The sequence below is a fragment of the Serratia sp. GW822-FHT06E05 genome (assembly GCF_058799445.1).
Map to the genome: position 1 here is coordinate 1,243,097 of NZ_JBXALM010000001.1, position 22,568 is coordinate 1,265,664.

Below are 22,568 nucleotides of genomic sequence, written 5' to 3' on the forward strand. Positions count from 1 at the left end.
TTTTCAGAATAAGACTACCAAGACGGAAAGATTGTACAAAGTCTAACAGTCCATAATGTCCCTAACGATATGTTTTTAAAACCTTATATTTCCGTTGATTTTATCTACAACTTCCCATACTTCTGCTCCGGCAGCAGATTCTTCACTCCAAAATCCTCGTATTTCCACATCGTATTGTGTTGTTCTCCACTTAAGGGGGTGATTTTTTATGCACTATTTTGGCCATTTCCTTCATTTTGCTTGCTTGTCATGCCAGACAGCGGTTTTAAAGTTGAATTTTCCCCGCCCAGCACCCATCATTCACAGGCGGCATAAGCCGTCGAACTTACAGGTGAAATTGGGCGTATGGAATGGATCGCAGATCCAACAATTTGGGCCGGCCTGGCCACTCTGGTCGTGCTGGAAATCGTTCTGGGTATAGACAACCTTATCTTTATCGCCATTCTGGCGGAAAAATTACCTAAACATCAAAGAGATAAAGCCCGCGTCGTTGGTTTGTTACTGGCACTGCTGATGCGCTTGGCCCTGCTGGCTTCCATCTCGTGGCTGGCCACGCTCACCCAACCGCTGTTTTTTGCCGCCGGTCATCCGTTTAGCGGACGCGACCTTATTATGCTGGTCGGGGGTATCTTCCTGTTGTTCAAAGCTACCATGGAGCTTAACGAGCGGCTGGAGGGTAAAGATGAAGAGCAACATGGTTCGCGCAAAGGCGCCCGCTTCTGGCCTGTGGTGGCGCAAATTGTGGTGTTGGATGCCGTCTTCTCGCTCGACTCGGTGATAACCGCCGTCGGCATGGTCGACCATCTCGCCGTCATGATGATTGCGGTTTGTATCGCTATCGGCTTGATGCTGTTGGCCAGCAAGCCATTAACACGCTTCGTCAATGCCCATCCGACAATCGTCATCCTGTGCCTGAGCTTCCTGCTGATGATCGGCTTTAGCCTGGTCGCCGAAGGTTTTGGCTACCACATTCCTAAAGGCTATTTGTACGCTGCAATAGGCTTCTCCGTAATGATTGAAGCGTTGAACCAGCTGTCACAGTTTAATCGCCGCCGTTTTCTTTCCAAGGTGCGGCCCCTGCGCGAACGAACGGCTGAAGCCGTGCTGCGCATGCTGAGCGGCAAGCATGAGGAAGCGGAAGTGGACAGCCACTCCGCTAATCTACTGGCCGACAGCGACAGTGAAAGCGGCGAGATTTTCAATCAACAGGAACGTCACATGATAGAACGCGTGCTGGGCATGGCGCAGCGTACGGTTAGCAGCATCATGACCTCCCGCCATGATGTGGAATACCTTGAGTTGAACGATCCACAAGAAAAACTGACCCAGTTGCTGGAAAAAAACCAGCATACGCGCATCGTGGTGGTGGAAAACAGCGCCAGTGATGAGCCGCTCGGCGTCATCCATACTATTGACGTGTTGAAACAGCAGTTGAACCAAGCCCCACTTGATTTACGCTCTCTGGTGCTGCAACCGCTGATCTTCCCCGAACAGTTAACCCTGCTGAGTGCGCTGGAGCAATTCCGCCAGGCACAGACGCATTTTGCCTTTGTGGTTGATGAGTTCGGCTCGGTCGAAGGGATTGTCACGCTGACCGACGTGATGGAAACCATCGCCGGTAACCTGCCGGAAGCAGGTGAAGAAGTCGATGCCCGGCATGACATCCAGCAAAATGAGGATGGCAGTTGGACTGCCAATGGCTATATGCCACTGGAGGATTTGGTACTTTATCTGCCATTACCACTGGAGGATAAGCGTGAGTACCACACGCTGGCTGGCTTGTTGATGGAGCACAGCCAACGTATCCCTCAGGAAGGTGAGCAATTGCGGATCGGTGACTACCTGTTTGAACCGCTGGAAGTCAGCAGCCACCGTATTTTGAAAGTGAAAATCACGCCGTTGTCAGTACCAGAACCGGACTACGAAGTTTAAACTCAGGCCGGGCCTAGCCCGGCTTCTTTTATAAATGCTGGGGAACCAGCAACTCCGTCGCCACTATAACCACGATTAACCCGACGATCACCGGCACCGAAGTGCGTTTTACCACCTCGAAAGGCGAGATCTTAGCCATGCCGGCCACCGCAACCACCACGCCGGAAACCGGTGACAGGGTGCGTCCCAGATTTGACGCCTGTAGCATCGGGATCACCAGATACGCCGGATTAACCCCCATCTGTGCCGCCAATTTAGGGATAAGTTCAACGAAAGCATAAAATGGCGCATTACCCGAACCGGTCGTCATGGCTGCCAGCATGGTAATCACCACCAACACCAACATCATGATAATGCCACCGGTACCGAACGACTGCGCCAGGCTAATCAGCCCACTGATAAACCCGACGGTACTCAACCCTTGAGCGAAAACGCCGGCTGCCACCAACAGCATAACGACGCTGGCGAACGCATCCGCCATACCGCGATAGGCCACTTCCAACCCGGTGAATACCTGTTTGGCGCTAAAACTGCGCAGAAATTCAATTACCGCCGCCAGCAACATGCACCCGACCAACACGGTGATGATATGCAGTTCCGGCCCCCACTTGCCGTCAAATACCAATACACCGAGTATCGGTGTGAAAGGCAGTACGGCGTAGAAACCGGGTGCGTGGGTGGTGATTTCACTCACATCCATAATGTGATGCTGTTCGTTGTTCTTTTTGTCCAGATAGCGTTGCCAGAAGAAATGCGCGATGGCCATGCAGACAATGGCCGCAATGGAAATCGGTAAAGTGGTTTTAAATGCAAAATCGACCAGTGGCATTTCCGCCGCCTTGGCTGCCAACACCACGTCACCCGAGGTTGGCGCCAGGATAATCGCCGCAGGCGAAGCACAGATAGCTGCCGCCGCCCCTCGGCTGATGCCGACGTTGACCATCAACGGGAATAACGTGGCCATCAGCAACACGCCCAGGCCCGTGGCTGAAGAGACCGCCAGTGACATCAGACAAGCGACAAAATAAGCCGCGACCATCAAAAGATAGGGAGAGTTGATCATCTGCAGCTGACGAGAAGCCAGCTTCACCACCACATCATTCGCGCCAATGTGCGTCATATAAGCGGCAAAGCCACACAGCATCATAATCATCATGCCAAGATCGCCACCGCGACTCATCAGCAAGATTTTGACGTATTCGATGATGTCAGTCGCACGCCACCCGGTAGTGGCAGCACTGGCAGGCAACAGGCTTTTGCCCATCAGGGCGCTGATTGCCAACAGCAATAAGCCCCCCACCATCAACACCCCGGTAGCGGAGTAGCCCTTGATGATGTAGCGGCCAACGCCCGCCGCGACGACCGCCCCAATCAGAAGCTCTATCATATTCCCTCAACTTATCTTTATCGTTATTGACCATGCCAAAGCGTATAAATCGCTTAACTGCGCACACTCTGCACAAACTCAGCCAAATGCATCATGATGTTCGTCAATGTTACGGGAGGAAATTATTGGGGGGAGAAACACTTTACGGGGTTTATCAAAAATGCGGGCCGAGAACCGACCCGCATCGTTAAGATTAAAGCTTATCGAGCAGCTTTTTCAGATCCTGCCCTTCGCGTGAATCCTGGTTCTTTTCAGCCCATTTGTTCAGCGCGTCCTTCGCCCGGTTCTGCAGCGTTTTACGCAGTACCTGATCGACCTGCAATTGGTAGTTGAGCTGATTCCACGGGCCATAAACCCGCAACGGAATCGGCGTTTTCTGCAGTTGTTCGATCAGATCGCTGCGCCCTTGCCAACCACCGGTTACCCGCACATTAAGCGTCATATCGCACTGTTTGCCCGGCATATTTACGCTGCCGCCACCACTGAGGTTCAACAACGGGGAATCTGCGCCCAGCTCGGTGATTTTTATCATGCCGCGATTTAGGCTGGCTTTCGCCGACAATTGCTTTACTTCGGTGTAACGCTGGTAATCGTCTTGCCCGCGCACGCTGTTGTCGTTACGCGCCACCGCTTGCTGAATCAGTTGCTGAATATTCAGGCCGTGCAACTGCGCGTCCTGCATCGTCATCTGAGCCGTGCCCTGCCAGCGTCGTTCAAATGACTGTGAGGTAAAGCGATCGCCGGTTAAATCCCCCTGCATGCTGAATTTGCCGGTCAACACCTGTGGCATCTCAAACGCTTTCAAAACGGTGCCAAGTTCAACCTGTTTCAGTACCGGCTGTACAGTGATTACCGGGTGGCTGCCCCGGGCGTCGAGCGTCCCCGGCAACGCGAAATCACCACCGGCCAACTGACCTGAGAATGAATGCGATGTTAACAAGCCCTGGCGGTTTTCCGCCTCTAGCACCAAATGGGCAATGCTCATACCGCGATAGGTCAGTTGATCCACGTTCAGTTTGAGTTGCGCGTTAAAGTCTCGCAACACCTCTAGATTTTGTTGCGGATCGTCAATTTGGCTGGCAATGACCGGCGCCGAAGTCACGCCCTGCGCTTGCTGGACTTGCGAATCGGTGGATTGCCAACCGGTAAACGCATCCATATTCACCGCAGTGGATGCCAGGTTCAGCACATAAGTCGGGATTTCACCGAGTTTAATATCGGCTGCACCGGTAAACCGGCTGTCATTAGCGCTAACATTCAGTTGGCTCAGCGCGACTTGCTGTGGTGTTTGTTGATATACCACCTGAGTGGTGCCATCACCCTTGATGCCACCGGCCAGAATGTCTGCACCTTCCAGTTGGTAACTGAACTGGCTCACATTGGCCGCAATACGCCGAGGGTATTGCTGTAAATCGATATCCGCTGCGATGCTGAAACTCAGATCGCGTTGATTGCGGTTCACCCGGCTGGACAGTTCCATTTGCGCCTGGCGTTTGGCATTTTGCTGCAGGCTGAGGTTAATATCACGAACGTTAATCTGTTCGTTATTGGGGCGCTGCCAAATTAGCAGGCTGTCCACCACGCGAAGGTTATCGATATCAAATTTCCAGGGCGTATCTACCGACGCTTCAGCACGGCCGGCGGGAGCAATAGGCGCATCAGGTTGATCTTGTTCTTCACTTTCTGGCGTAAGGCGGATGACGGCATTTTTCAGCATCACCTGTTTTACAAACAGTTGATGCGACAGCAACGGCAGCAGTTTGACATCAAGACGCATGTTTTCTGCGCTCACCACTGGGGCGGTGGCCCCCGGCGCGGTCAGCGTCATACGCCCTGCAAGAATGCTGAGCTGTGGCCAGATATGCCAACGCAGATCGCCATCCAACGTCAGATGATAACCGCTCTTTTGTTCAACCTTCGTGACCATGTAGGCACGAAAATCATTCGGATTAACCAACAGCACCAGCGCAGACATCCCCGCCACCAGCACCACCAGCAAAATCACCAAAGTCGTCAGTAATCTTCTCATGCCATCCTCTTGTCAACGCCACACCGACAGTGCTTCCAGCGCTGTTAGTCCTTGTCGATTCGACTGGCTACCGCACCCTGTTGATCGCGGTATTTTGCATCCTGCCGGCTGTTGTAAGGACGTGCCGCCGGCCCTGAAAGCGGTTCAAAACTCAGCGCGCCAATCAGCATGCCCGGGCGTAATGCCAGCGGCAGCTTACCTGAATTATAGAACTCCAGAACAATTCGGCCCTGCCAGCCTGGGTCGATACGGTGTGCGGTAACGTGCACCATTAACCCCAGGCGCGCCAGAGAGGAACGACCGTCCAGCCACCCAACCAGATCGTTTGGCAGCGTTACCGACTCCAGCGTCACCGCCAGTGCCAGTTCGCCAGGATGCAGGAAGAAGGCTTCGCCTTCTGGCAGAACGATTTCATCACTCATCACGCGATCCAATGCGGCACTGACTTCATCCTTCGGCCCACTGAGATCGATAAACGCGGCGGTGTGGCCGCGAAACACGCGGAACTGGTTGCCTAAACGGACATCCACTGTGGCCCCGTTAATACGCTCAATCGGCGGACGCGGTGAAATCACCAGTTTTTCGCAATCCAGCCAGGCTTCTATATCACGGTCGCACAGTCTCATTTGTTTATCTCCATCAAAGCGTGTCACTAAAACAAAAATTGCCACACAACGAGCGAAAGGTCTACGCCGCAGCGTAAATAGTTGCCCGCTGGCCGGAAACACAGGTTTCCCGGCCATTGAACGGCATTATTCAAAGAATTGGCTGATTTTGGCTTTCAGAATATCGATCGCAATGCGGTTTTTACCCCCGCGAGGAACGATAATGTCAGCATATTGTTTGGAAGGTTCGATAAACTGCAGGAACATCGGACGAACGGTTTTCTGGTATTGCGCCATCACCGAATCCATTGAACGACCACGCTCATTCACGTCGCGCTTCATACGGCGCATTAAGCAAATATCCAGTGGCGTATCGACAAAGATCGAGAAGTTCATTTCCTGACGCAAACGGATGTCCGTTAATAGCAGGATCCCCTCCAAAATAATCACCTTTTTCGGTTCCAGGTGAACAGTCTCTTTTTTGCGTGTGTGTTCGGTGTAGCTATACAAAGGTAATTCTATCGCCCTGCCTGATTTCAGCATTTGCAGATGCTGGAACAGCAGATTGTGGTCCATGGCACTCGGGTGGTCATAGTTGGTCTTGACCCGTTCTTCCATGGTCAGGTGTGTCTGGTCTTTGTAGTAACTGTCTTCAGGAATAACGCCGATATGTTCATCGCCAACCTGATCGCGAAGCTCACGATACAATGTACTGGCGATAAGGCTTTTTCCGGAGGCAGATGCGCCGGCGATACCAATAATGACGCACTGATGCGGCTTGTCAGTCATAAAATTAAAGACCTGATTTCGTAGTGTGAAGGGGGGGACTAAAACGCGTCAATTATAGGGAGTTAGCGGGCATTGCGCCAGACTATATTGGCGCCGTTGGGCGCTATCTGCGGTTATTTCGCCAGAATAGGCATGGCAGCGTTTTAAGATTATTGCGTCTAGGGCAATTGAACGCCACAGGGTAAACTCCGACGCTTGCTCATCATCCTGCTAATGGGATGATATCTTTTACCGGAGACTGACGTGCTGGACTGGCATTTTCTGACATTTTTTGGCGACAGCATGTTGCTGTTGCCCTGCTCGCTGATTCTTTTTGCCGTATTGGTCGCCCCTCGCGCCACCCGGACTGCCGGCTGGCAGTGGGCGCTGGTCTTCGGCTGCGCCGGTGGCGTGGTGTGTGCATCCAAACTGGCCTTTATGGGCTGGGGCATTGGCATTAAAAGCTATGATTTTACCGGTTTTAGCGGCCACTCTGCGTTGGCGGCCAGCATCTGGCCAGTACTGCTCTGGACGTTGACCGGCCGATTTTCTCATGCCGTGCGCAGCATGGCGCTGGTGGTGGGTCTGGTCTTGCCGCTTACCATCGGGCTCTCTCGGCTTGCTATCCATGTGCACTCACCTTCGGAAGTGGTGAGCGGGCTGATTCTGGGTTATCTGGCCAGCACCCTGTTCCTGTGGTTGCAGCGTGGTAAACCACGCCCCCAGCTTTCCGTTCCGCAGATTATCGTCGCACTGGCGCTGCCAATGGTGCTCATGGGCGTACGGCAACCGGCACCGACTCAGGGGCTGTTGGAGCATATTGCCACCGTATTGGCACAGATCGAACGCCCGTACACCAGGGCTGATTTGCACAAATAAGCTATTCCCCCATAAGCAAAACCCCGGAAATATCCGGGGTTTTATCTTTCTGCCTGCGACGATTACAACTACAACGCGCGGAAAGAAATTTCTGTTGGGATAGCTTCGCCCTGCCAGTACATTTGCGCGGCCACCCGGCCGGCAAGTTGGCGATACAGTTCGGCAAACTCACTGTCCGGTCGGCTTATCACCGTTGGCGCACCACGATCCAAATCCTCGCGCAGAGAAATGTGCAGCGGCAGTTGCCCCAACAGGCGGCTGTGGTATTTCTTCACCAGCTTCTCCGCACCGCCGGTACCGAAGATCGGCTCGTGATGTCCGCAGTTGCTGCAAATATGCACGCTCATGTTTTCCACGATACCCAAGACCGGCACATGCACTTTTTCAAACATCACAATGCCCTTGGCGGCATCGAGCAGCGCAATATCCTGCGGTGTTGTAACAACCAGAGCGCCAGTGACCGGAATATTTTGCGACAGCGTCAACTGGATGTCGCCAGTGCCCGGCGGCATATCCAGCACCAAATAGTCCAGATCCGGCCACAGCGTATCCTGCAGCAGTTGCATCAGCGCCTTGCTGGCCATTGGGCCACGCCAAACCATGGCGTTGTCATCGGTCACCAGATAACCGATCGAGTTGGTCGCCAGCCCGTGGGCCACGATCGGCGCCATGTGCTGACCGTCCGGTGAGGTTGGTCGCTCGTTTTCGGTCCCCAGCATGTTCGGAATTGACGGGCCATAGATGTCGGCGTCCAAAATACCGACCTTGGCGCCTTCTGCCGCCAGCGCTAACGCCAGGTTAACCGCTGTGGTGGATTTGCCCACCCCGCCCTTGCCGGAACTGATGGCGATAATATTACGCACGCCCTTGATGCCGGCCTGATCGTTGGCGCGTTTCAGCGTGGTGATATCATGCTTCAGTTTCCAGTCAATCGCCTCGGCGCCGGTCACGCGCAGCAGTTCTGCGCTGACACTGTCTTTGAGCGCCTCAAAACCACTTTGCCAGGCAAAGGGCATGGTCAATTCAATATGCAGCACATTATCCAGCAGCGCGCAGTGGTGAATTGCCTTCAGCGCAGTCAGATTGTTTTTTAACGTCGGGTGTTCAAAGGCGGCCAGTACACCGGTCACCAGGGCACGCAGAACTTCGGGGTTGGTCTGCTCGGGGGATTTTGCGTTCATCCCGGCTCCTTGATTTTGAATGGATAGCTTCCCGCTAAGCATATCAGAAGTGAGAGCCGGTCGGCGCATGTCCGCACAAAGAAACCGCCCTAGCCGTAGCGGGCGCGATCGGGTAACATCGAAGACCCTTTTTATTCATTACAGAAACCAAGTTCTCACTATGGCTCAAGTCGCGAAAAAATTATTGGTGACGTGCGCGCTACCGTACGCAAATGGTTCCATCCATCTCGGCCACATGCTCGAGCATATCCAGGCAGATATCTGGGTTCGTTACCAACGAATGCGCGGCAACGAGGTTCATTTCATCTGTGCGGACGATGCGCACGGCACGCCAATCATGCTGAAAGCTCAGCAGTTGGGTATCAAGCCGGAAGAAATGATTGCGGAGATGAGCCAGGAGCACCAACAGGATTTCGCCGGTTTTGGCATCAGCTATGATAACTATCATTCCACCCATAGCGATGAAAACCGTGAACTGTCGAGCCTGATTTACGGCCGCCTGAAAGAAAACGGCTTTATCAAGAACCGCACCATTTCCCAATTGTACGATCCGGAGAAAGGCATGTTCCTGCCCGACCGTTTCGTCAAAGGCACCTGCCCGAAATGTAAATCACCGGACCAATACGGCGACAACTGCGAAGTCTGCGGCGCGACCTACAGCCCGACCGAGTTGATCGAGCCGAAATCCGTGGTTTCCGGGGCAACGCCGGTATTGCGCGATTCAGAGCACTTCTTCTTTGATCTGCCGTCGTTCAGCGAAATGCTGCAGGCCTGGACCCGTTCCGGCGCGCTGCAAGAACAGGTGGCAAACAAGATGCAGGAGTGGTTCGAATCCGGCCTGCAACAGTGGGATATCTCCCGCGATGCGCCGTATTTCGGCTTTGAAATCCCGGACGCGCCGGGCAAATACTTCTACGTCTGGCTAGATGCGCCTATCGGTTACATGGGTTCATTCAAAAACCTGTGCGACAAGCGCGGCGATCTGGATTTCGACGAGTTCTGGCGTAAGGACTCCACGACCGAGCTGTATCACTTTATCGGTAAAGACATCGTTTATTTCCACAGCCTGTTCTGGCCGGCGATGCTGGAAGGCAGTAACTTCCGCAAACCGACCAATCTGTTCGTGCACGGCTATGTGACAGTGAACGGCGCCAAGATGTCCAAATCTCGCGGCACTTTCATCAAGGCCGGCACCTACCTGCAACACCTGGATGCCGACTGCCTGCGTTATTACTACGCCGCCAAGCTGTCTTCACGCATTGACGATATCGACCTGAATTTGGAAGATTTCGTGCAGCGGGTGAACGCCGACATCGTCAATAAAGTGGTCAACCTGGCTTCGCGCAACGCCGGCTTTATCAGCAAGCGTTTCGGTGGCCAACTGGCCGACAAGCTGGCCGATCCGGCGCTGTACCAGACCTTCGTTGACGCAGCGCAAAGCATCGCCGACGCCTACGCCAGCCGTGAGTCGGGCCGTGCAATCCGCGAAATCATGGCGCTGGCCGATTTGGCTAACCGCTATGTGGACGAACAGGCTCCTTGGGTGGTGGCGAAGCAAGAAGGCCGCGATGCCGATCTGCAGGCCATCTGTTCCATGGGCATCAACCTGTTCCGCGTGCTGATGACCTATCTGAAACCGGTGCTGCCGTCACTGACCGAACGTACCGAAGCCTTCCTCAACTGCGAGCTTACCTGGGACAGCATCCAGCAACCGCTGTTGGGGCATCAGGTCAACGCATTCAAGGCGCTGTTCAACCGTATCGACCTGGATAAGGTCAATGAAATGGTTAGCGCCTCGAAAGAAGACATGGCGGCAACGAAAGTGGTCAGCGGGCCGTTGGCGGACGATCCTATTCAGGAAACCATCACCTTTGACGATTTCGCCAAGGTTGATATGCGCATTGCGCTGATCAAGAGCGCCGACTTTGTTGAAGGTTCAGACAAGTTGCTGAAGCTGCAGCTGGATCTGGGCGGCGAATCACGTCAGATCTTCTCTGGCATTCGCTCCGCTTACCCGGATCCGAAAGCGCTTGAAGGCCGTCTGACCATCATGGTCGCCAACCTGGCACCGCGTAAAATGCGCTTCGGGATTTCTGAAGGCATGGTGATGGCTGCCGGCCCAGGAGGGAAAGAGATCTTCCTGCTGAGCCCGGACAGCGGCGCACAGCCAGGAATGCAGGTGAAATAATACCTGTTTTCCAACCTCTAAAGGGTCGAGCTTGCTCGGCCCTTTTTATGCGCTTAGTCCAGTAGTGATACGCCAGGCTTCAGGCTAAAACCGGCAAGTAATCCCTCTCCAGGAGCTTACCGAAGTAACCTCTTTTTTTACATCGCCTCTTCCCAGACGGCCAAAATGAGCTATGTTATCCATACTGGTTTTATCACTGTATGCATAAACAGGTCTGATATGAAGGGATTCCCACCGCTGATTAACGCCTTGCTGGTCAGTTCGCTGGTACTGACCATTGGCCGCGGCGTAACGCTGCCGTTCATTACTATCTATCTGACCGGGCATTTTCATCTGCTGCCCAAAAGCGTCGGCATCATTCTGGGTATCAGCCTGGCGCTCGGCATTTTCGCCAGCCTGTATGGCGGCTACCTGGTAGACAAATTCAACAAAAACACGCTGATCCTGATTTCCATTCTTTTGTTCGCCCTGAGTTTTTTCGCTATCCCGTGGATCCCGCGGCCAGGGGGGATCGTTGTGGTTTTGGCTATTTTACATACCGCCTATTCCGTATTGGGCATCACCATTAAAGCGTGCTTTGCCGACTGGCTGCCGGTCGCGCAGCGCATCAAAGCCTTTTCAATAAACTATACGCTGGTCAACGTCGGCTGGGCGGTTGGATCATCGTTGGGGGTACTGGTGGCAGGTCTGGATCCGCTGTTGCCGTTTTACCTTTCCGGTGGATTGGCTTTATTCACGGTGGCGACGCTGAACTTCATCCTGGGCAAGCAGCCCGCTACGGCCCCGGTCGCGCTGGATGCAACGCCCGCCGCCCGCCCTAATTTTCGCCAAACGCTGACCATCCTGCGTAACGATCGCCGGCTGATTTACTTTACCCTTGGCAGTACGCTGGGTGCGGTGGTTTTTGGCCAGTTCTCCGGCTATTTATCGCAATACCTGATCACCGTTTCTAATGCAGAGTTCGCTTATCAGGTCATTGGGGCGGTGATGATCGTCAACGCCTGTATCGTCATCGCCCTGCAGTATCTGCTCAGCCGCGGCATGCGTCAGGAAAATATGCTGCGCTGGCTGGCGCTGGGCACGCTATTTTTCATTCTCGGGCTGATCGGTTTTTGGCTGGCCGGGCAATCGCTCTGGCTCTGGATCCTTGCCATGGCGATATTCACCCTGGGCGAAATCATAGTGATCCCGGTGGAATATATGTTTATCGACTTCATCGCGCCACAGCACCTGAAAGGCAGCTATTACGGCGTACAAAACCTAAGCGCTCTGGGCGGCGCCATCAATCCGGTACTGTGCGGTTTTATTCTCAGCTACGCCGCGCCGCAAATGATGTTTCTGATGTTGATTGCTGCTGCGCTGCTCAGCCTGCTATTCTTTTTTCTCGGGCATCGCCTGGCGCAGAGGCAACAACAGAATGCCAACTTCGCCAGTGCAGAATAAACCTGCGTCCCTTTTCATCGTGGTTGTCAACCAGCCCCATCGGCATGGTAGCCATAGAGAGAATTCATGGTGTGATTTGTGGCGAAGATCACAGTTTAATTGTATGATGAATTCATCGGTTAAACGGGATTAAGTTATGGCCAAGCTACTCACTCTGTGCTGGAAATACCTGAGGGCATTCGTCCTTATCTACCTTTGTCTGTTCGCCGGCAATGCCATCGCGGCTCTGCTGCCGATCGCCATTCCGGGCAGCATTATCGGCATGCTGTTGCTGTTCGCCCTGCTCTCCACCCAAATTCTGCCGGCCAAATGGGTCAAACCCGGTTGCCACCTGCTGATCCGCTATATGGTGCTGTTGTTCGTGCCTATCGGCGTGGGAGTGATGAAATACTATGACCAAATTATCGAGCATCTGGGGCCGCTGGTGGTGTCCTGCATCGTCAGCACCCTGATGGTGTTGGTGGTGGTCGGCTACACCTCACATTATTTCCACCGGGAGCGCACCATCATCGGCAAGCCGGATGCCGCGGAGGGCGAAAAATGATCCATGAAATCTGGTGGTCATTACCGCTGACGCTGGCCATCTATTTTGCAGCGCGCAAACTGGCGCAATGGCTGAACATGCCGTTGCTGAACCCACTGCTGGTGTCGATGGCGGTGATCATCCCCCTGCTGTTGCTGACCGGTATTCCTTATGAGCGTTATTTTCAGGGCAGTAAAATCCTCAATGACTTGCTGCAACCGGCCGTAGTGGCATTGGCTTATCCGCTGTATGAACAGCTGCATCAGATCCGCGCGCGCTGGAAGTCCATTATCGCCGTCTGCTTTATCGGCAGCCTGACCGCGATGATCAGCGGCGGCGCCATCGCTTTATGGATGGGGGCCACGCCGGAAATTGCCGCTTCCATCATGCCAAAATCGGTCACCACGCCCATCGCCATGGCGGTCGCAGAGTCGCTCGGCGGCATTCCGGCAATCAGCGCCGTTTGCGTGATTTTCGTCGGTATTCTCGGCGCGGTTTTCGGGCATACGCTGTTCAAAGTATTGAAAATCACCACCCGCTCGGCACGCGGGTTGGCAATGGGGACCGCGTCACATGCGCTGGGCACGGCACGCTGTGCGGAAATGGACTATCAGGAAGGGGCATTTGGTTCACTGGCCCTGGTGATCTGCGGCATCATCACCTCGCTGCTGGCGCCGTTTCTGTTTCCGGTGCTGTTGCACCTGTTTGCCTAAGGCCTAAAACTTGCGATACATCTCGCATTTATGGTTTTCATTGCATTGATTTCATCAATAAAGAGATTTGCATCACACTTTATTCGCGCTGGGCTGCCTAGAATGTTATCCCGTTAACCTGTAGAGAGAGTTTCTATGCACCCGCGTTTTCAAACCGCTTTTGCTGAACTGCCCGCCACATTGCAATCCGCCCTGCTGCCTTATTTTGATGCGCCTGATTTTCCGGCCATGCTCAAGGCGGAACAAGTGGATGCTATCAAGCAGCGCTGCGGGCTGGATGATGATGCTCTGGCATTCGCTCTGCTGCCGCTGGCGGCGGCCTGCTCGTTAGCGCCGATTTCGCAGTTTTATGTTGGCGCCATTGCTCGCGGGCAGAGCGGCAACCTGTATTTTGGCGCCAACATGGAGTTCAGCGGCGCACCGATGCAACAAACCATTCATGCAGAGCAGTGTGCCGTAACTCATGCCTGGCTACGCGGCGAATCAGCGTTAGCCTCCATCACCGTTAATTACACGCCTTGTGGCCACTGCCGTCAGTTTATGAACGAACTCAACAGTGGTACCACGCTGAAAATTCGTCTGCCCGGTCGCGAACCGGCCACCCTGGGCGACTATCTGCCGGATGCCTTCGGCCCGAAAGACCTGAATATCGCCACGTTGCTGATGGACCGCGTCGATCATGGTTTCCAACTGACGCTGACCGACGAACTGGAGATGGCCGCGCTGGCTGCCGCCAATCAGAGTCACGCGCCCTACAGCAATGCCCACAGCGGCGTCGCACTGGAAGCCGAAGACGGAACGATTTATAGCGGTCGCTATGCGGAAAACGCAGCCTTCAACCCCAGCCTGCCACCGCTGCAGGCCGCGCTGATTCTGATGAACGTCTCCGGCGGCGACTGCCAAAAAGTGGTTCGAGCGGTGCTGGCCGAGCCCGACAGTGCCATCCTCACCCAATGGGATGCCACCCGCGCCACGTTGGCCGCGCTGGGTTGCCAAAATGTCACCCGTATCACTTTCTAAATCTGCCCCCTGGCGGTGCTGCCCGGCACCGCTGTTACCAGCCCCGCCAGCCGATTACAATGGCATTCACGTCTTAAAACACTTTCTTTAGTTAAATTAGGACTTGATCGTCGATAATTACGCCAATTTACCTCATGATCCGATAACAATTGCTGTACATATTTCCCCGATCTTTTAGGATCTAGCCCATAAAGTTATCCGATACGTTGAAGAGCAAAAGCCATGGAACTTGAATACGAAAGCAAACGCCCTCTCTACATCCCTTATGCCGGCCCTATTCTGCTGGAATTCCCGCTGCTCAATAAAGGCAGCGCTTTCACCGAGGATGAACGCAGCCATTTCAACCTGCACGGGTTGCTGCCAGAAGCGGTAGAAACCATCGAAGAGCAGGCGGAACGTGCCTACCGCCAGTACCAGGATTTCAAAAACGACAGCGATAAACACATTTATCTGCGTAATATCCAGGACACCAACGAAACCCTGTTCTATCGCCTGCTGGAAGCGCACCTGAGCGAGATGATGCCGATCATCTACACGCCGACGGTGGGTGAGGCCTGTGAGCACTTCTCCGATATTTACCGCCGGGCGCGTGGGCTGTTTATCTCCTACCCTAATCGCGACCGCATTGACGACATGCTGCAAAACGCCACCAAGCAAAACGTTAAGGTGATCGTCGTCACCGACGGTGAGCGCATTCTCGGTCTGGGCGACCAGGGTATCGGCGGCATGGGCATTCCAATCGGTAAACTGTCGCTGTACACCGCCTGCGGCGGCATCAGCCCGGCCTATACCCTGCCGGTGGTGCTGGACGTCGGCACCAACAACCCGCAGCGCCTGAACGATCCGCTGTACATGGGCTGGCGTCACCCGCGTATTTCAGGCGACGAATACCACGCCTTTGTTGAAGAGTTTATCCAGGCGGTCAAGCGCCGCTGGCCGAACGTGCTGCTGCAGTTCGAAGATTTTGCGCAGAATAACGCCACCCCGCTGCTGAACCGCTACCGTGACGAAATCTGCTGCTTCAACGACGACATTCAGGGCACCGCAGCCGTCACGCTGGGCAGCCTGATCGCCGCCAGCCGCGCCGCTGGCAGCCAACTGCGCGATCAGACCGTCACCTTCCTGGGCGCCGGCTCTGCAGGTTGCGGCATTGCCGAGCAAATTATCGCGCAGATGAAATCCGAAGGCCTGAGCGAAGACGAAGCCCGCGCGCGCGTCTTTATGGTCGACCGTTTCGGCCTGCTGACCGACAAACTGCCTAACCTGCTCGATTTCCAGAGCAAGCTGGTGCAAAAGAGCGAGAATCTGACTGCATGGCAAACAGAAAGCGACGCCATTTCCCTGCTGGACGTGGTGCGTAATGCCAAGCCAACCATTTTGATCGGCGTTTCGGGCCAGCCAGGCCTGTTTACCGAAGAACTGATCCGCGAAATGCACAAGCACTGCCCGCGCCCGATCGTCATGCCGCTGTCCAACCCAACCTCCCGCGTGGAAGCCCGCCCGGAAGACATCATTAACTGGACCGAAGGCGCTGCATTAGTAGCAACCGGCAGCCCGTTTGCGCCGGTGAGCTACAAAGATCAGGTATTCCCGATTGCCCAGTGCAACAACTCCTATATCTTCCCGGGGATTGGATTGGGCGTACTGGCCTCCGGTGCCACCCGCGTAACCGACGCGATGCTGATGGCCGCCAGCCGTGCGCTGGCCGACTGTTCGCCGCTGGCAACTGACGGGCATGGCGCACTGCTGCCGAATATCGACGATATTCAGGGCGTGTCCAAGTGCATTGCCATGGAAGTGGGTAAAGCGGCGCAGCTGCAAGGTGTGGCAGTGGTCACCTCAGAAGAAGCGCTGTCTAAAGGCATCGAACACAACTTCTGGCGCCCGCAATACCGCAGCTATAAGCGCACTTCATTCTGATTTGCGCAGTTAAACATCAGGCCCGGCTCGCCGGGCTTTTTTTATGCTCAAACTGCCTAAAAATGCGGTGCAATGCTTGCTTGATAGGGCGTCAAGCTTGCGTCGGCCTGTCAGGTAAAGTAGCCTTGAGCCATCTTTTTTGGCCCCTGTGCGCGTAAGGCAATAACATGTGGAAACGCCTGATAATCAGCCTGTTCATCATCACTGCGCTGTTGATGCTTTCGGCTCTCGCGCTCGATCGTTGGATCAGCTGGAAAACCGCGCCTTACGTCTATGACGAACTGCAAGGCCTGCCTCATCGCCAGGTCGGCGTGGTACTGGGCACGGCCAAATATTACCGCACCGGCGTGATCAACCAATATTATCGCTACCGCATTCAGGGCGCGATTAATGCCTATAACAGCGGCAAAGTGAAATACCTGCTGCTGAGCGGCGACAATGCCCAGCAAAGCTACAACGAGCCGATGACCATGCGCCGCGATTTGATCGCCGCAGGCGTGGCGCCCAGCGATATCGTGCTGGATTATGCCGGTTTCCGTACTCTTGACTCTATCGTACGCACCCGCAAAGTGTTCGACACCAACGACTTCATCATTATCACCCAGCGCTTCCATTGCGAGCGTGCGCTGTTTATCGCGCTGCATATGGGGATCCAGGCTCAGTGCTACGCAGTCCCTTCGCCAAAAGACATGATGACGGTACGGGCACGCGAGATCTTCGCCCGCCTTGGCGCGCTGACCGATTTGTACATACTAAAACGCGAGCCGCGCTTCCTCGGACCACTGATCCCCATTTCCGGCATGCATACCGTACCGGAAGATGCCCAAGGCTACCCGGCAGTTTCGCCAGAGCAATTGGTTGAGCTGGAACACAAGCTGGCTGCGGAAAAACAAAAGGCCAAATAAGCTTTATCCCGCCCTGGAAACAGCAACGGCCAGCATTTGCTGGCCGTTTTCATAGCTAAGACACAACTATTTTTTCTTGGCGTATTTTAAGGAGTCCAACGCCACGGCGAAGATAATGATGCCGCCCTTGATGATGTACTGCCAGTAAGGGTTAACGCCAATGTAGGTCAGGCCGTAGTTGATAACCGTAAAGATGATGACCCCGGTCACGACCCCCAGCACCGTCCCGACACCGCCGGCAAAGGACACCCCGCCCACCACGCACGCGGCAATGGCGTCCAGTTCATACATAAAGCCCAGGTTATTGGTGGCGCTGCCGATACGGCCCGCTTCCAGTAAGCCGCCGAAGGCGTAGAACACCCCGGACAGCGCATAAATCATGATCAGGTTCAGCGGCACGTTCACGCCAGAAACCTTGGCCGCCTCAGGGTTGCCGCCGATGGCGAAAATATTTTTGCCGAAGCGAGTTTTATTCCACAGGATCCAGACAAAAATAATCGCAATGATGGCGTAGAAGGTGATGTACGACAGCTTAAAGTCGCCAAAACGCAGGAACCCCTGGGCAAAGGTGGAAAACTTGGGATCAAACCCCGCCACTGGCGATGCGCCAACGGAGTCGTAATACAGCGAGTTGATGCCGTAAACGATGATCATGGTGCCCAACGTGGTAATAAACGGCGTCACATTGAGGTAAGCGATGATCAAACCGTTCACCAGACCGATCACCGCACCCACGGCGCACACCAGCAGGATCACCAGCGGGATCGACCAGGTTTCCATATGCGGAAATACCTTGTTCACGTTGTCCATCGACTGCAACAACGTCGCCGCGATCACCGCCGCCAGGCCAACCTGGCGCCCGGCGGACAGGTCAGTCCCCTGGGTAACAATCAGCCCCGCCACGCCCAGTGCAATAATGATGCGCACCGAAGACTGGGTCAGGATATTACTCAGGTTCATTAGACTGAGGAAGGTCGGGTCCTGGATAATAATAATTGCCAGCAGCACCAGCAACACTACGTAAATGCCACCTTCCTTGAAATAGGTGAACAAAGTTTTTTTATTCAGCGCGTTCATAATTCTGATCCTTAAAGGTGCAGGGATGCAAGACGTAAAATTTCATTTTGCGAGGTCTGTTTGGTGTTGACGATGCCCGCAACCTGACCATTACTCATCACCAGTATTCTGTCGGTAATTCCCAAAAGCTCCGGCATTTCAGACGAGACAATAATGATCCCCTTGCCCTTCTTCGCCAGTTCGGTCATCAGCTGATAAATTTCGAATTTGGCGCCGACGTCAATGCCGCGCGTCGGCTCATCCAGCATTAATATTTCCGGCTGAGTCAGCAGCCAACGGCCGATGATCACCTTCTGCTGATTACCGCCCGACAGCGAACCTATGTGGGTATGATGGCCCGGGGTTTTGACCCGCATGGCATCGATCACCCACTGGGTATCGCTTTTCATGCGGGCGTTATCCAACAGGCCGATTTTATTTTTGTAGTTGCGAATATTGGAGATCAGCGAGTTGAACCCCACGTCCAGATAGGCATAAATCCCGGTGGAACGACGTTCTTCGGTAACCAGTGCGAAACCGTGGTTTATCGCCTCATTGGCGCTGTGGTTGTTGATGGTTTTACCGTGCAGCTTGATGGTACCCGCAATTTTTTCGCGGATGCCAAACAGGGTTTCGACGATGTCGGTACGTTTGGCCCCCACCAGCCCGGCGATGCCGAGGATCTCGCCCTGATGCAGATCGAAAGAGACGTCGCGAATCGAAGGCTGGCGCAAGGAGGTCAGGTTCTTCACCTCCAGGATCACCTCGCCCGGCGTATTCTGTCGATCGGGGAAACGCTGGCTGAGCGAACGCCCCACCATCATCGAGATGATCTTGTCCATATCCAGCCCTTCCAGCGGCTGGGTGGCGATCCACTGGCCATCACGCAGAATGGTGATTTCGTCGCACAGCTGGAAGATCTCTTCCATCTTATGCGAGATATAGACGATGCCGCAGCCGCGTTCCTTCAGCTTGCGGATAATGGTGAACAGGTGGTTCACCTCTTTTTCCGTCAGCGATGAAGTAGGCTCATCCATAATGACAATCTTGGCGTCATAGGAGAAAGCCTTGGCGATTTCAATCATCTGCATTTGCGATACCGATAGCGTGCCCACTTTATCCCGCGGGTTAATATCAATATCCAGCTCGTCGAATATCGCCTGGGTATCTTTCAGCATCTTGTCCTGATCGACAAACATGCCCTTGGTCGGGTAGCGCCCCAACCACATGTTGTCCATCACGGTGCGCTGCAAGACCAGGTTTAATTCCTGATGCACCATGGACACGCCGTGTTCCAGCGCCTCTTTAGAGCTTTTGAAATCTATTTCCTGGCCCTGAAAAATAATACTGCCGGCATCCTTTTTATAAATGCCGAACAGGCATTTTAATAATGTCGATTTCCCCGCGCCGTTCTCTCCCATTAATGCATGAATGGAGTGCGGACGAACGCGCAGATTCACATTATCCAATGCCTTGACGCCGGGAAATGATTTACTGATATCAGTCATTTCCAGCAAAAATTCGCGTGGGCTGTCGGCCATAAATACACCTGGCTATGTGACCCGACACCTTCCAAACCGCCGCCTAATTAGCTGCAGCTTGAAACTCATCGGATCTGGGCTGTGATTTTAAGAAAAATTACCCCGCCGGCGGCTTTCCTGGTGTTGGCGCCGGGCAGCGCACCGCAGGCGGGGCCATTCAGAACTTACTTAACAAATTTGGACAAATTGTCCTTATCTACGCCAACGTAAGGAATGCGCACCACTTTATTGTCGATTTTATATTGGGTGCCGTCGGCAGCAGGTTTGCCCGCCGCCAGGTTTTTCGCCAGCTCGAAGGTGGCTTTGGCCTGGTTGTCGGCATCGTTCAGCACCGTCCCCGCCATTGCGCCGGATTTCACCATCGCCAGAGCCTCTGGCAAGGCATCGACACCGAATACCGGGATGCTGGATTTGTTATGCGCTTTCAGCGCTTCTACCGCACCCATCGCCATGGCATCGTTGTTGGCGATAACCACTTCGATTTTGTTGGCGTTAGGGCCGGACAGCCAGGCGTCCATCTTGTCTTTTGCCTGTGCGGTGTCCCACATCGCGGTGTCCATCTGCAGTTGCTGAGTTTTGATACCGTCGTCATTCAGCGTTTTCACCACGTAAGTGGTACGCGCTTCTGCATCCGGATGGCCCGGTTCACCTTTCAGCAACACATACTGGATCTGGCCGTCTTTATTCAAATCCCAGTTCGGGTTGGCCTTCCAGTGTTTCTCAATCAGTTGGCCCTGGATCACGCCGGACTCTTTAGAGTCGGTGCCCACGTAATAGGCTTTGTCATAGCTGTCCAGCGCTTTGCGGGAAGGCTCTTTGTTGTAGAACACGATAGGGATATCGTTTGCGCGTGCCTTATCAATCACCACCGGGGCAGCCGCTGGATCCACCAGGTTAATCGCCAGCGCTTTTACGCCCTTGGCGATCAGCACGTCGATCTGGTCGTTTTGTTTGGATTGGTCGTTCTGCGAGTCATTCATCAGCAGGGTGACATCCGGAGAGGCCTTGGCGTCTTTCTCGATTGCCTTGCGCACCACCGACATAAAGTTGTCGTCATATTTATAAATCGTGACGCCAATACGGGTATCTGCGTGAGCTGTGGCGCCAAACATCATGGCTGCGGCCGTCGCGGCCAGGGTGAAAACCTTCTTATTCATTGTGTGTCTCCGGTTTATGTAGGGTCTTGCTCGGTATTAGGCCAAGGGCAACCGGCGGTGTCAGCACGACCGGGCCTGGCAGTTTCCCTGTCATCCGTGAATCATGTTATTCCTGAAAAATGTGGCGCCAGCGTGAGTTAAAACAGCAGCGGCAAGTGCCTTTACGCTGGAAAACGCCTAGAGCATAGACGGCGTGATGTTAATAATCTGTGAATTTTCTCACAGATTGAAAACGGTTACACAAGATTAAATGTTCAGAGAGTGACCGCCGCCTCACTTTGCCAAGGAGCCACAGAATGGCGTCGGACCAGGGTCGGCATAAACAAATGGCGGGCCTGCGGCTCCAGCTTGCCTGCCGCGCCCAGCAAGGCCAGTTCGGTGGCCAGCGTCGCCATGGTGACAATCGGGTAACGCACCGTGGTGAGCTTGGGGCTGGTGTAGCGAGCGATAGGGATGTCGTCGAACCCAACCAGCGAAAAGTTTTGCGGTACTGTGATACCGTTTTCTTTCAGCACCGCCATCGCCCCGGCGGCCATGGCGTCGTTGTAGGCGAATACCGCACTAAGATGCAGGTTGCGGCCAAGCAGTTCGATCATCGCCTCTTCCCCGCCCTGCAAATCTGGCGAACCATAGGCGCGCCAGCTGTCGGGCGTTGCCAGCCCGGCCGCCGCCATCGCCTGCGTGTAGCCTTGCTGGCGCAGCGGCCCGTCTTCGATTGGATGGTTCGAGCCCAGATAACCAATACGCTGGTGGCCCTGCGACAACAACAAACGCATCGCCATCTCTGCGCCACTGACGTTATCGAGCCCGACGCAGCGATGTTCATAGCCGGGTATGATTCTGTTGATCAGCACCATACCCGGCACCTGATCGATAAAGGCGATCAGCTCGGCATCACACAGAGTTTTAGCATGAACAATCAAGGCGTTGCAGCGTTGGCGAATCAGCACCTCGATGGCGTGGCGCTCTTTATCCGCCTGGTGATAGCTGTTACCGATCAACAGGTATTTGTGGTGCTGTTGCGCCACGGTGTCTACCGCTTTCACCAGTGCGCCGAAGAAGGGATCGGAGACGTCCATCACCACCACCCCAAGGGTATCGCTGCTCTGGGTGGCCAGGGCTTGCGCATTGGCATTGGGTCGATAGCCCAGTTCAGCCACCGCCTTCAATACCTGCTCGCGCGTCTCTTTGCTGGTCAGGGCGCTGTGATTCAGCACGCGGGAGACGGTCGCCACAGACACGCCCGCACGCTTCGCCACGTCGCGAATGGTGGTTGGGTGAACAGAGGTCATGAAGGATCCTGAGGTCGGGGTAGTTGACA

18 protein-coding genes are annotated in these 22,568 nt (G+C 54.4%); 9 read left to right on the forward strand and 9 right to left on the reverse strand.

Annotation, left to right across the window (positions count from 1 at the left end; genetic code table 11):
• Positions 1 to 345 precede the first annotated feature (345 nt).
• Positions 346 to 1,932 (forward strand): TerC family protein, encoded by a 1,587-nt coding sequence (locus AC1RKC_RS05840; protein ID WP_046374066.1) that lies wholly within the window; start codon positions 346 to 348, stop codon positions 1,930 to 1,932.
• A gap of 28 nt (positions 1,933 to 1,960) precedes the next feature.
• Here AC1RKC_RS05840 and dcuC read toward each other — a convergent pair whose 3' ends face one another.
• From dcuC to udk, 4 genes are all read right to left on the reverse strand, one after another.
• The gene (dcuC, locus tag AC1RKC_RS05845) at positions 1,961 to 3,319 is read right to left on the reverse strand and encodes an anaerobic C4-dicarboxylate transporter DcuC (RefSeq protein ID WP_493091904.1); all 1,359 of its coding nucleotides are present in this window, start codon (positions 3,317 to 3,319) and stop codon (positions 1,961 to 1,963) included.
• A 193-nt stretch (positions 3,320 to 3,512) separates the two neighbouring features.
• Positions 3,513 to 5,348, reverse strand: a complete 1,836-nt coding sequence (gene asmA, locus AC1RKC_RS05850; protein WP_262259287.1) for an outer membrane assembly protein AsmA — start codon at positions 5,346 to 5,348, stop codon at positions 3,513 to 3,515.
• 44 nt (positions 5,349 to 5,392) lie between these two features.
• The gene (dcd, locus tag AC1RKC_RS05855) at positions 5,393 to 5,974 is read right to left on the reverse strand and encodes a dCTP deaminase (RefSeq protein WP_012006010.1); all 582 of its coding nucleotides are present in this window, start codon (positions 5,972 to 5,974) and stop codon (positions 5,393 to 5,395) included.
• 126 nt (positions 5,975 to 6,100) lie between these two features.
• Entirely contained in the window at positions 6,101 to 6,742 is a 642-nt protein-coding gene (gene udk, locus AC1RKC_RS05860) for a uridine kinase (protein ID WP_020826003.1), read from the reverse strand.
• Positions 6,743 to 6,985: 243 nt separating this feature from the next.
• Here udk and AC1RKC_RS05865 point away from each other — a divergent pair, with 243 nt between their 5' ends.
• Complete coding sequence (locus AC1RKC_RS05865; protein ID WP_149573381.1) at positions 6,986 to 7,600, forward strand: phosphatase PAP2 family protein; 615 nt, start codon at positions 6,986 to 6,988, stop codon at positions 7,598 to 7,600.
• Positions 7,601 to 7,668: 68 nt separating this feature from the next.
• Here the strand turns inward: AC1RKC_RS05865 and apbC are convergent, their stop codons facing one another.
• The gene (gene apbC, locus AC1RKC_RS05870; protein WP_046374069.1) at positions 7,669 to 8,781 is read right to left on the reverse strand and encodes an iron-sulfur cluster carrier protein ApbC; all 1,113 of its coding nucleotides are present in this window, start codon (positions 8,779 to 8,781) and stop codon (positions 7,669 to 7,671) included.
• Positions 8,782 to 8,941: 160 nt separating this feature from the next.
• Here apbC and metG point away from each other — a divergent pair, with 160 nt between their 5' ends.
• The 7 genes from metG (at position 8,942) to sanA (ending at position 17,493) form a co-directional block, all read left to right on the forward strand.
• Positions 8,942 to 10,969 carry a methionine--tRNA ligase gene (metG, locus tag AC1RKC_RS05875; RefSeq protein ID WP_020826000.1) on the forward strand — a complete coding sequence of 676 codons (2,028 nt, stop codon included), beginning with the start codon at positions 8,942 to 8,944 and terminating at the stop codon, positions 10,967 to 10,969.
• A gap of 219 nt (positions 10,970 to 11,188) precedes the next feature.
• Positions 11,189 to 12,412, forward strand: coding sequence for an MFS transporter (locus tag AC1RKC_RS05880; protein WP_493091898.1), 1,224 nt, complete (start codon positions 11,189 to 11,191; stop codon positions 12,410 to 12,412).
• A 136-nt stretch (positions 12,413 to 12,548) separates the two neighbouring features.
• On the forward strand, positions 12,549 to 12,956 hold the full coding sequence (locus tag AC1RKC_RS05885; RefSeq protein WP_020825998.1) for a CidA/LrgA family protein: 408 nt from the start codon (positions 12,549 to 12,551) through the stop codon (positions 12,954 to 12,956).
• On the forward strand, positions 12,953 to 13,648 hold the full coding sequence (locus tag AC1RKC_RS05890) for a CidB/LrgB family autolysis modulator (RefSeq protein ID WP_020825997.1): 696 nt from the start codon (positions 12,953 to 12,955) through the stop codon (positions 13,646 to 13,648). Before AC1RKC_RS05885 ends, AC1RKC_RS05890 begins: the two co-directional genes overlap by 4 nt.
• 135 nt (positions 13,649 to 13,783) lie before the next feature.
• Entirely contained in the window at positions 13,784 to 14,668 is an 885-nt protein-coding gene (gene cdd / locus AC1RKC_RS05895; RefSeq protein ID WP_149573383.1) for a cytidine deaminase, read from the forward strand.
• A gap of 222 nt (positions 14,669 to 14,890) precedes the next feature.
• A complete protein-coding gene (locus AC1RKC_RS05900; protein WP_020825995.1) occupies positions 14,891 to 16,588 on the forward strand; it encodes an NAD-dependent malic enzyme in 1,698 nt (565 codons plus the stop codon).
• A 167-nt stretch (positions 16,589 to 16,755) separates the two neighbouring features.
• Positions 16,756 to 17,493, forward strand: coding sequence for an outer membrane permeability protein SanA (gene sanA, locus AC1RKC_RS05905; RefSeq protein WP_493091891.1), 738 nt, complete (start codon positions 16,756 to 16,758; stop codon positions 17,491 to 17,493).
• A gap of 66 nt (positions 17,494 to 17,559) precedes the next feature.
• Here the strand turns inward: sanA and mglC are convergent, their stop codons facing one another.
• From mglC to galS, 4 genes are all read right to left on the reverse strand, one after another.
• On the reverse strand, positions 17,560 to 18,570 hold the full coding sequence (gene mglC, locus AC1RKC_RS05910; protein WP_012005998.1) for a galactose/methyl galactoside ABC transporter permease MglC: 1,011 nt from the start codon (positions 18,568 to 18,570) through the stop codon (positions 17,560 to 17,562).
• Positions 18,571 to 18,581: 11 nt separating this feature from the next.
• On the reverse strand, positions 18,582 to 20,090 hold the full coding sequence (mglA, locus tag AC1RKC_RS05915; RefSeq protein ID WP_020825993.1) for a galactose/methyl galactoside ABC transporter ATP-binding protein MglA: 1,509 nt from the start codon (positions 20,088 to 20,090) through the stop codon (positions 18,582 to 18,584).
• Between the two features lie 164 nt (positions 20,091 to 20,254).
• On the reverse strand, positions 20,255 to 21,247 hold the full coding sequence (gene mglB, locus AC1RKC_RS05920; RefSeq protein WP_493091887.1) for a galactose/glucose ABC transporter substrate-binding protein MglB: 993 nt from the start codon (positions 21,245 to 21,247) through the stop codon (positions 20,255 to 20,257).
• Positions 21,248 to 21,501: 254 nt separating this feature from the next.
• Complete coding sequence (galS, locus tag AC1RKC_RS05925; protein WP_493091883.1) at positions 21,502 to 22,539, reverse strand: HTH-type transcriptional regulator GalS; 1,038 nt, start codon at positions 22,537 to 22,539, stop codon at positions 21,502 to 21,504.
• Positions 22,540 to 22,568: the final 29 nt, after the last annotated feature.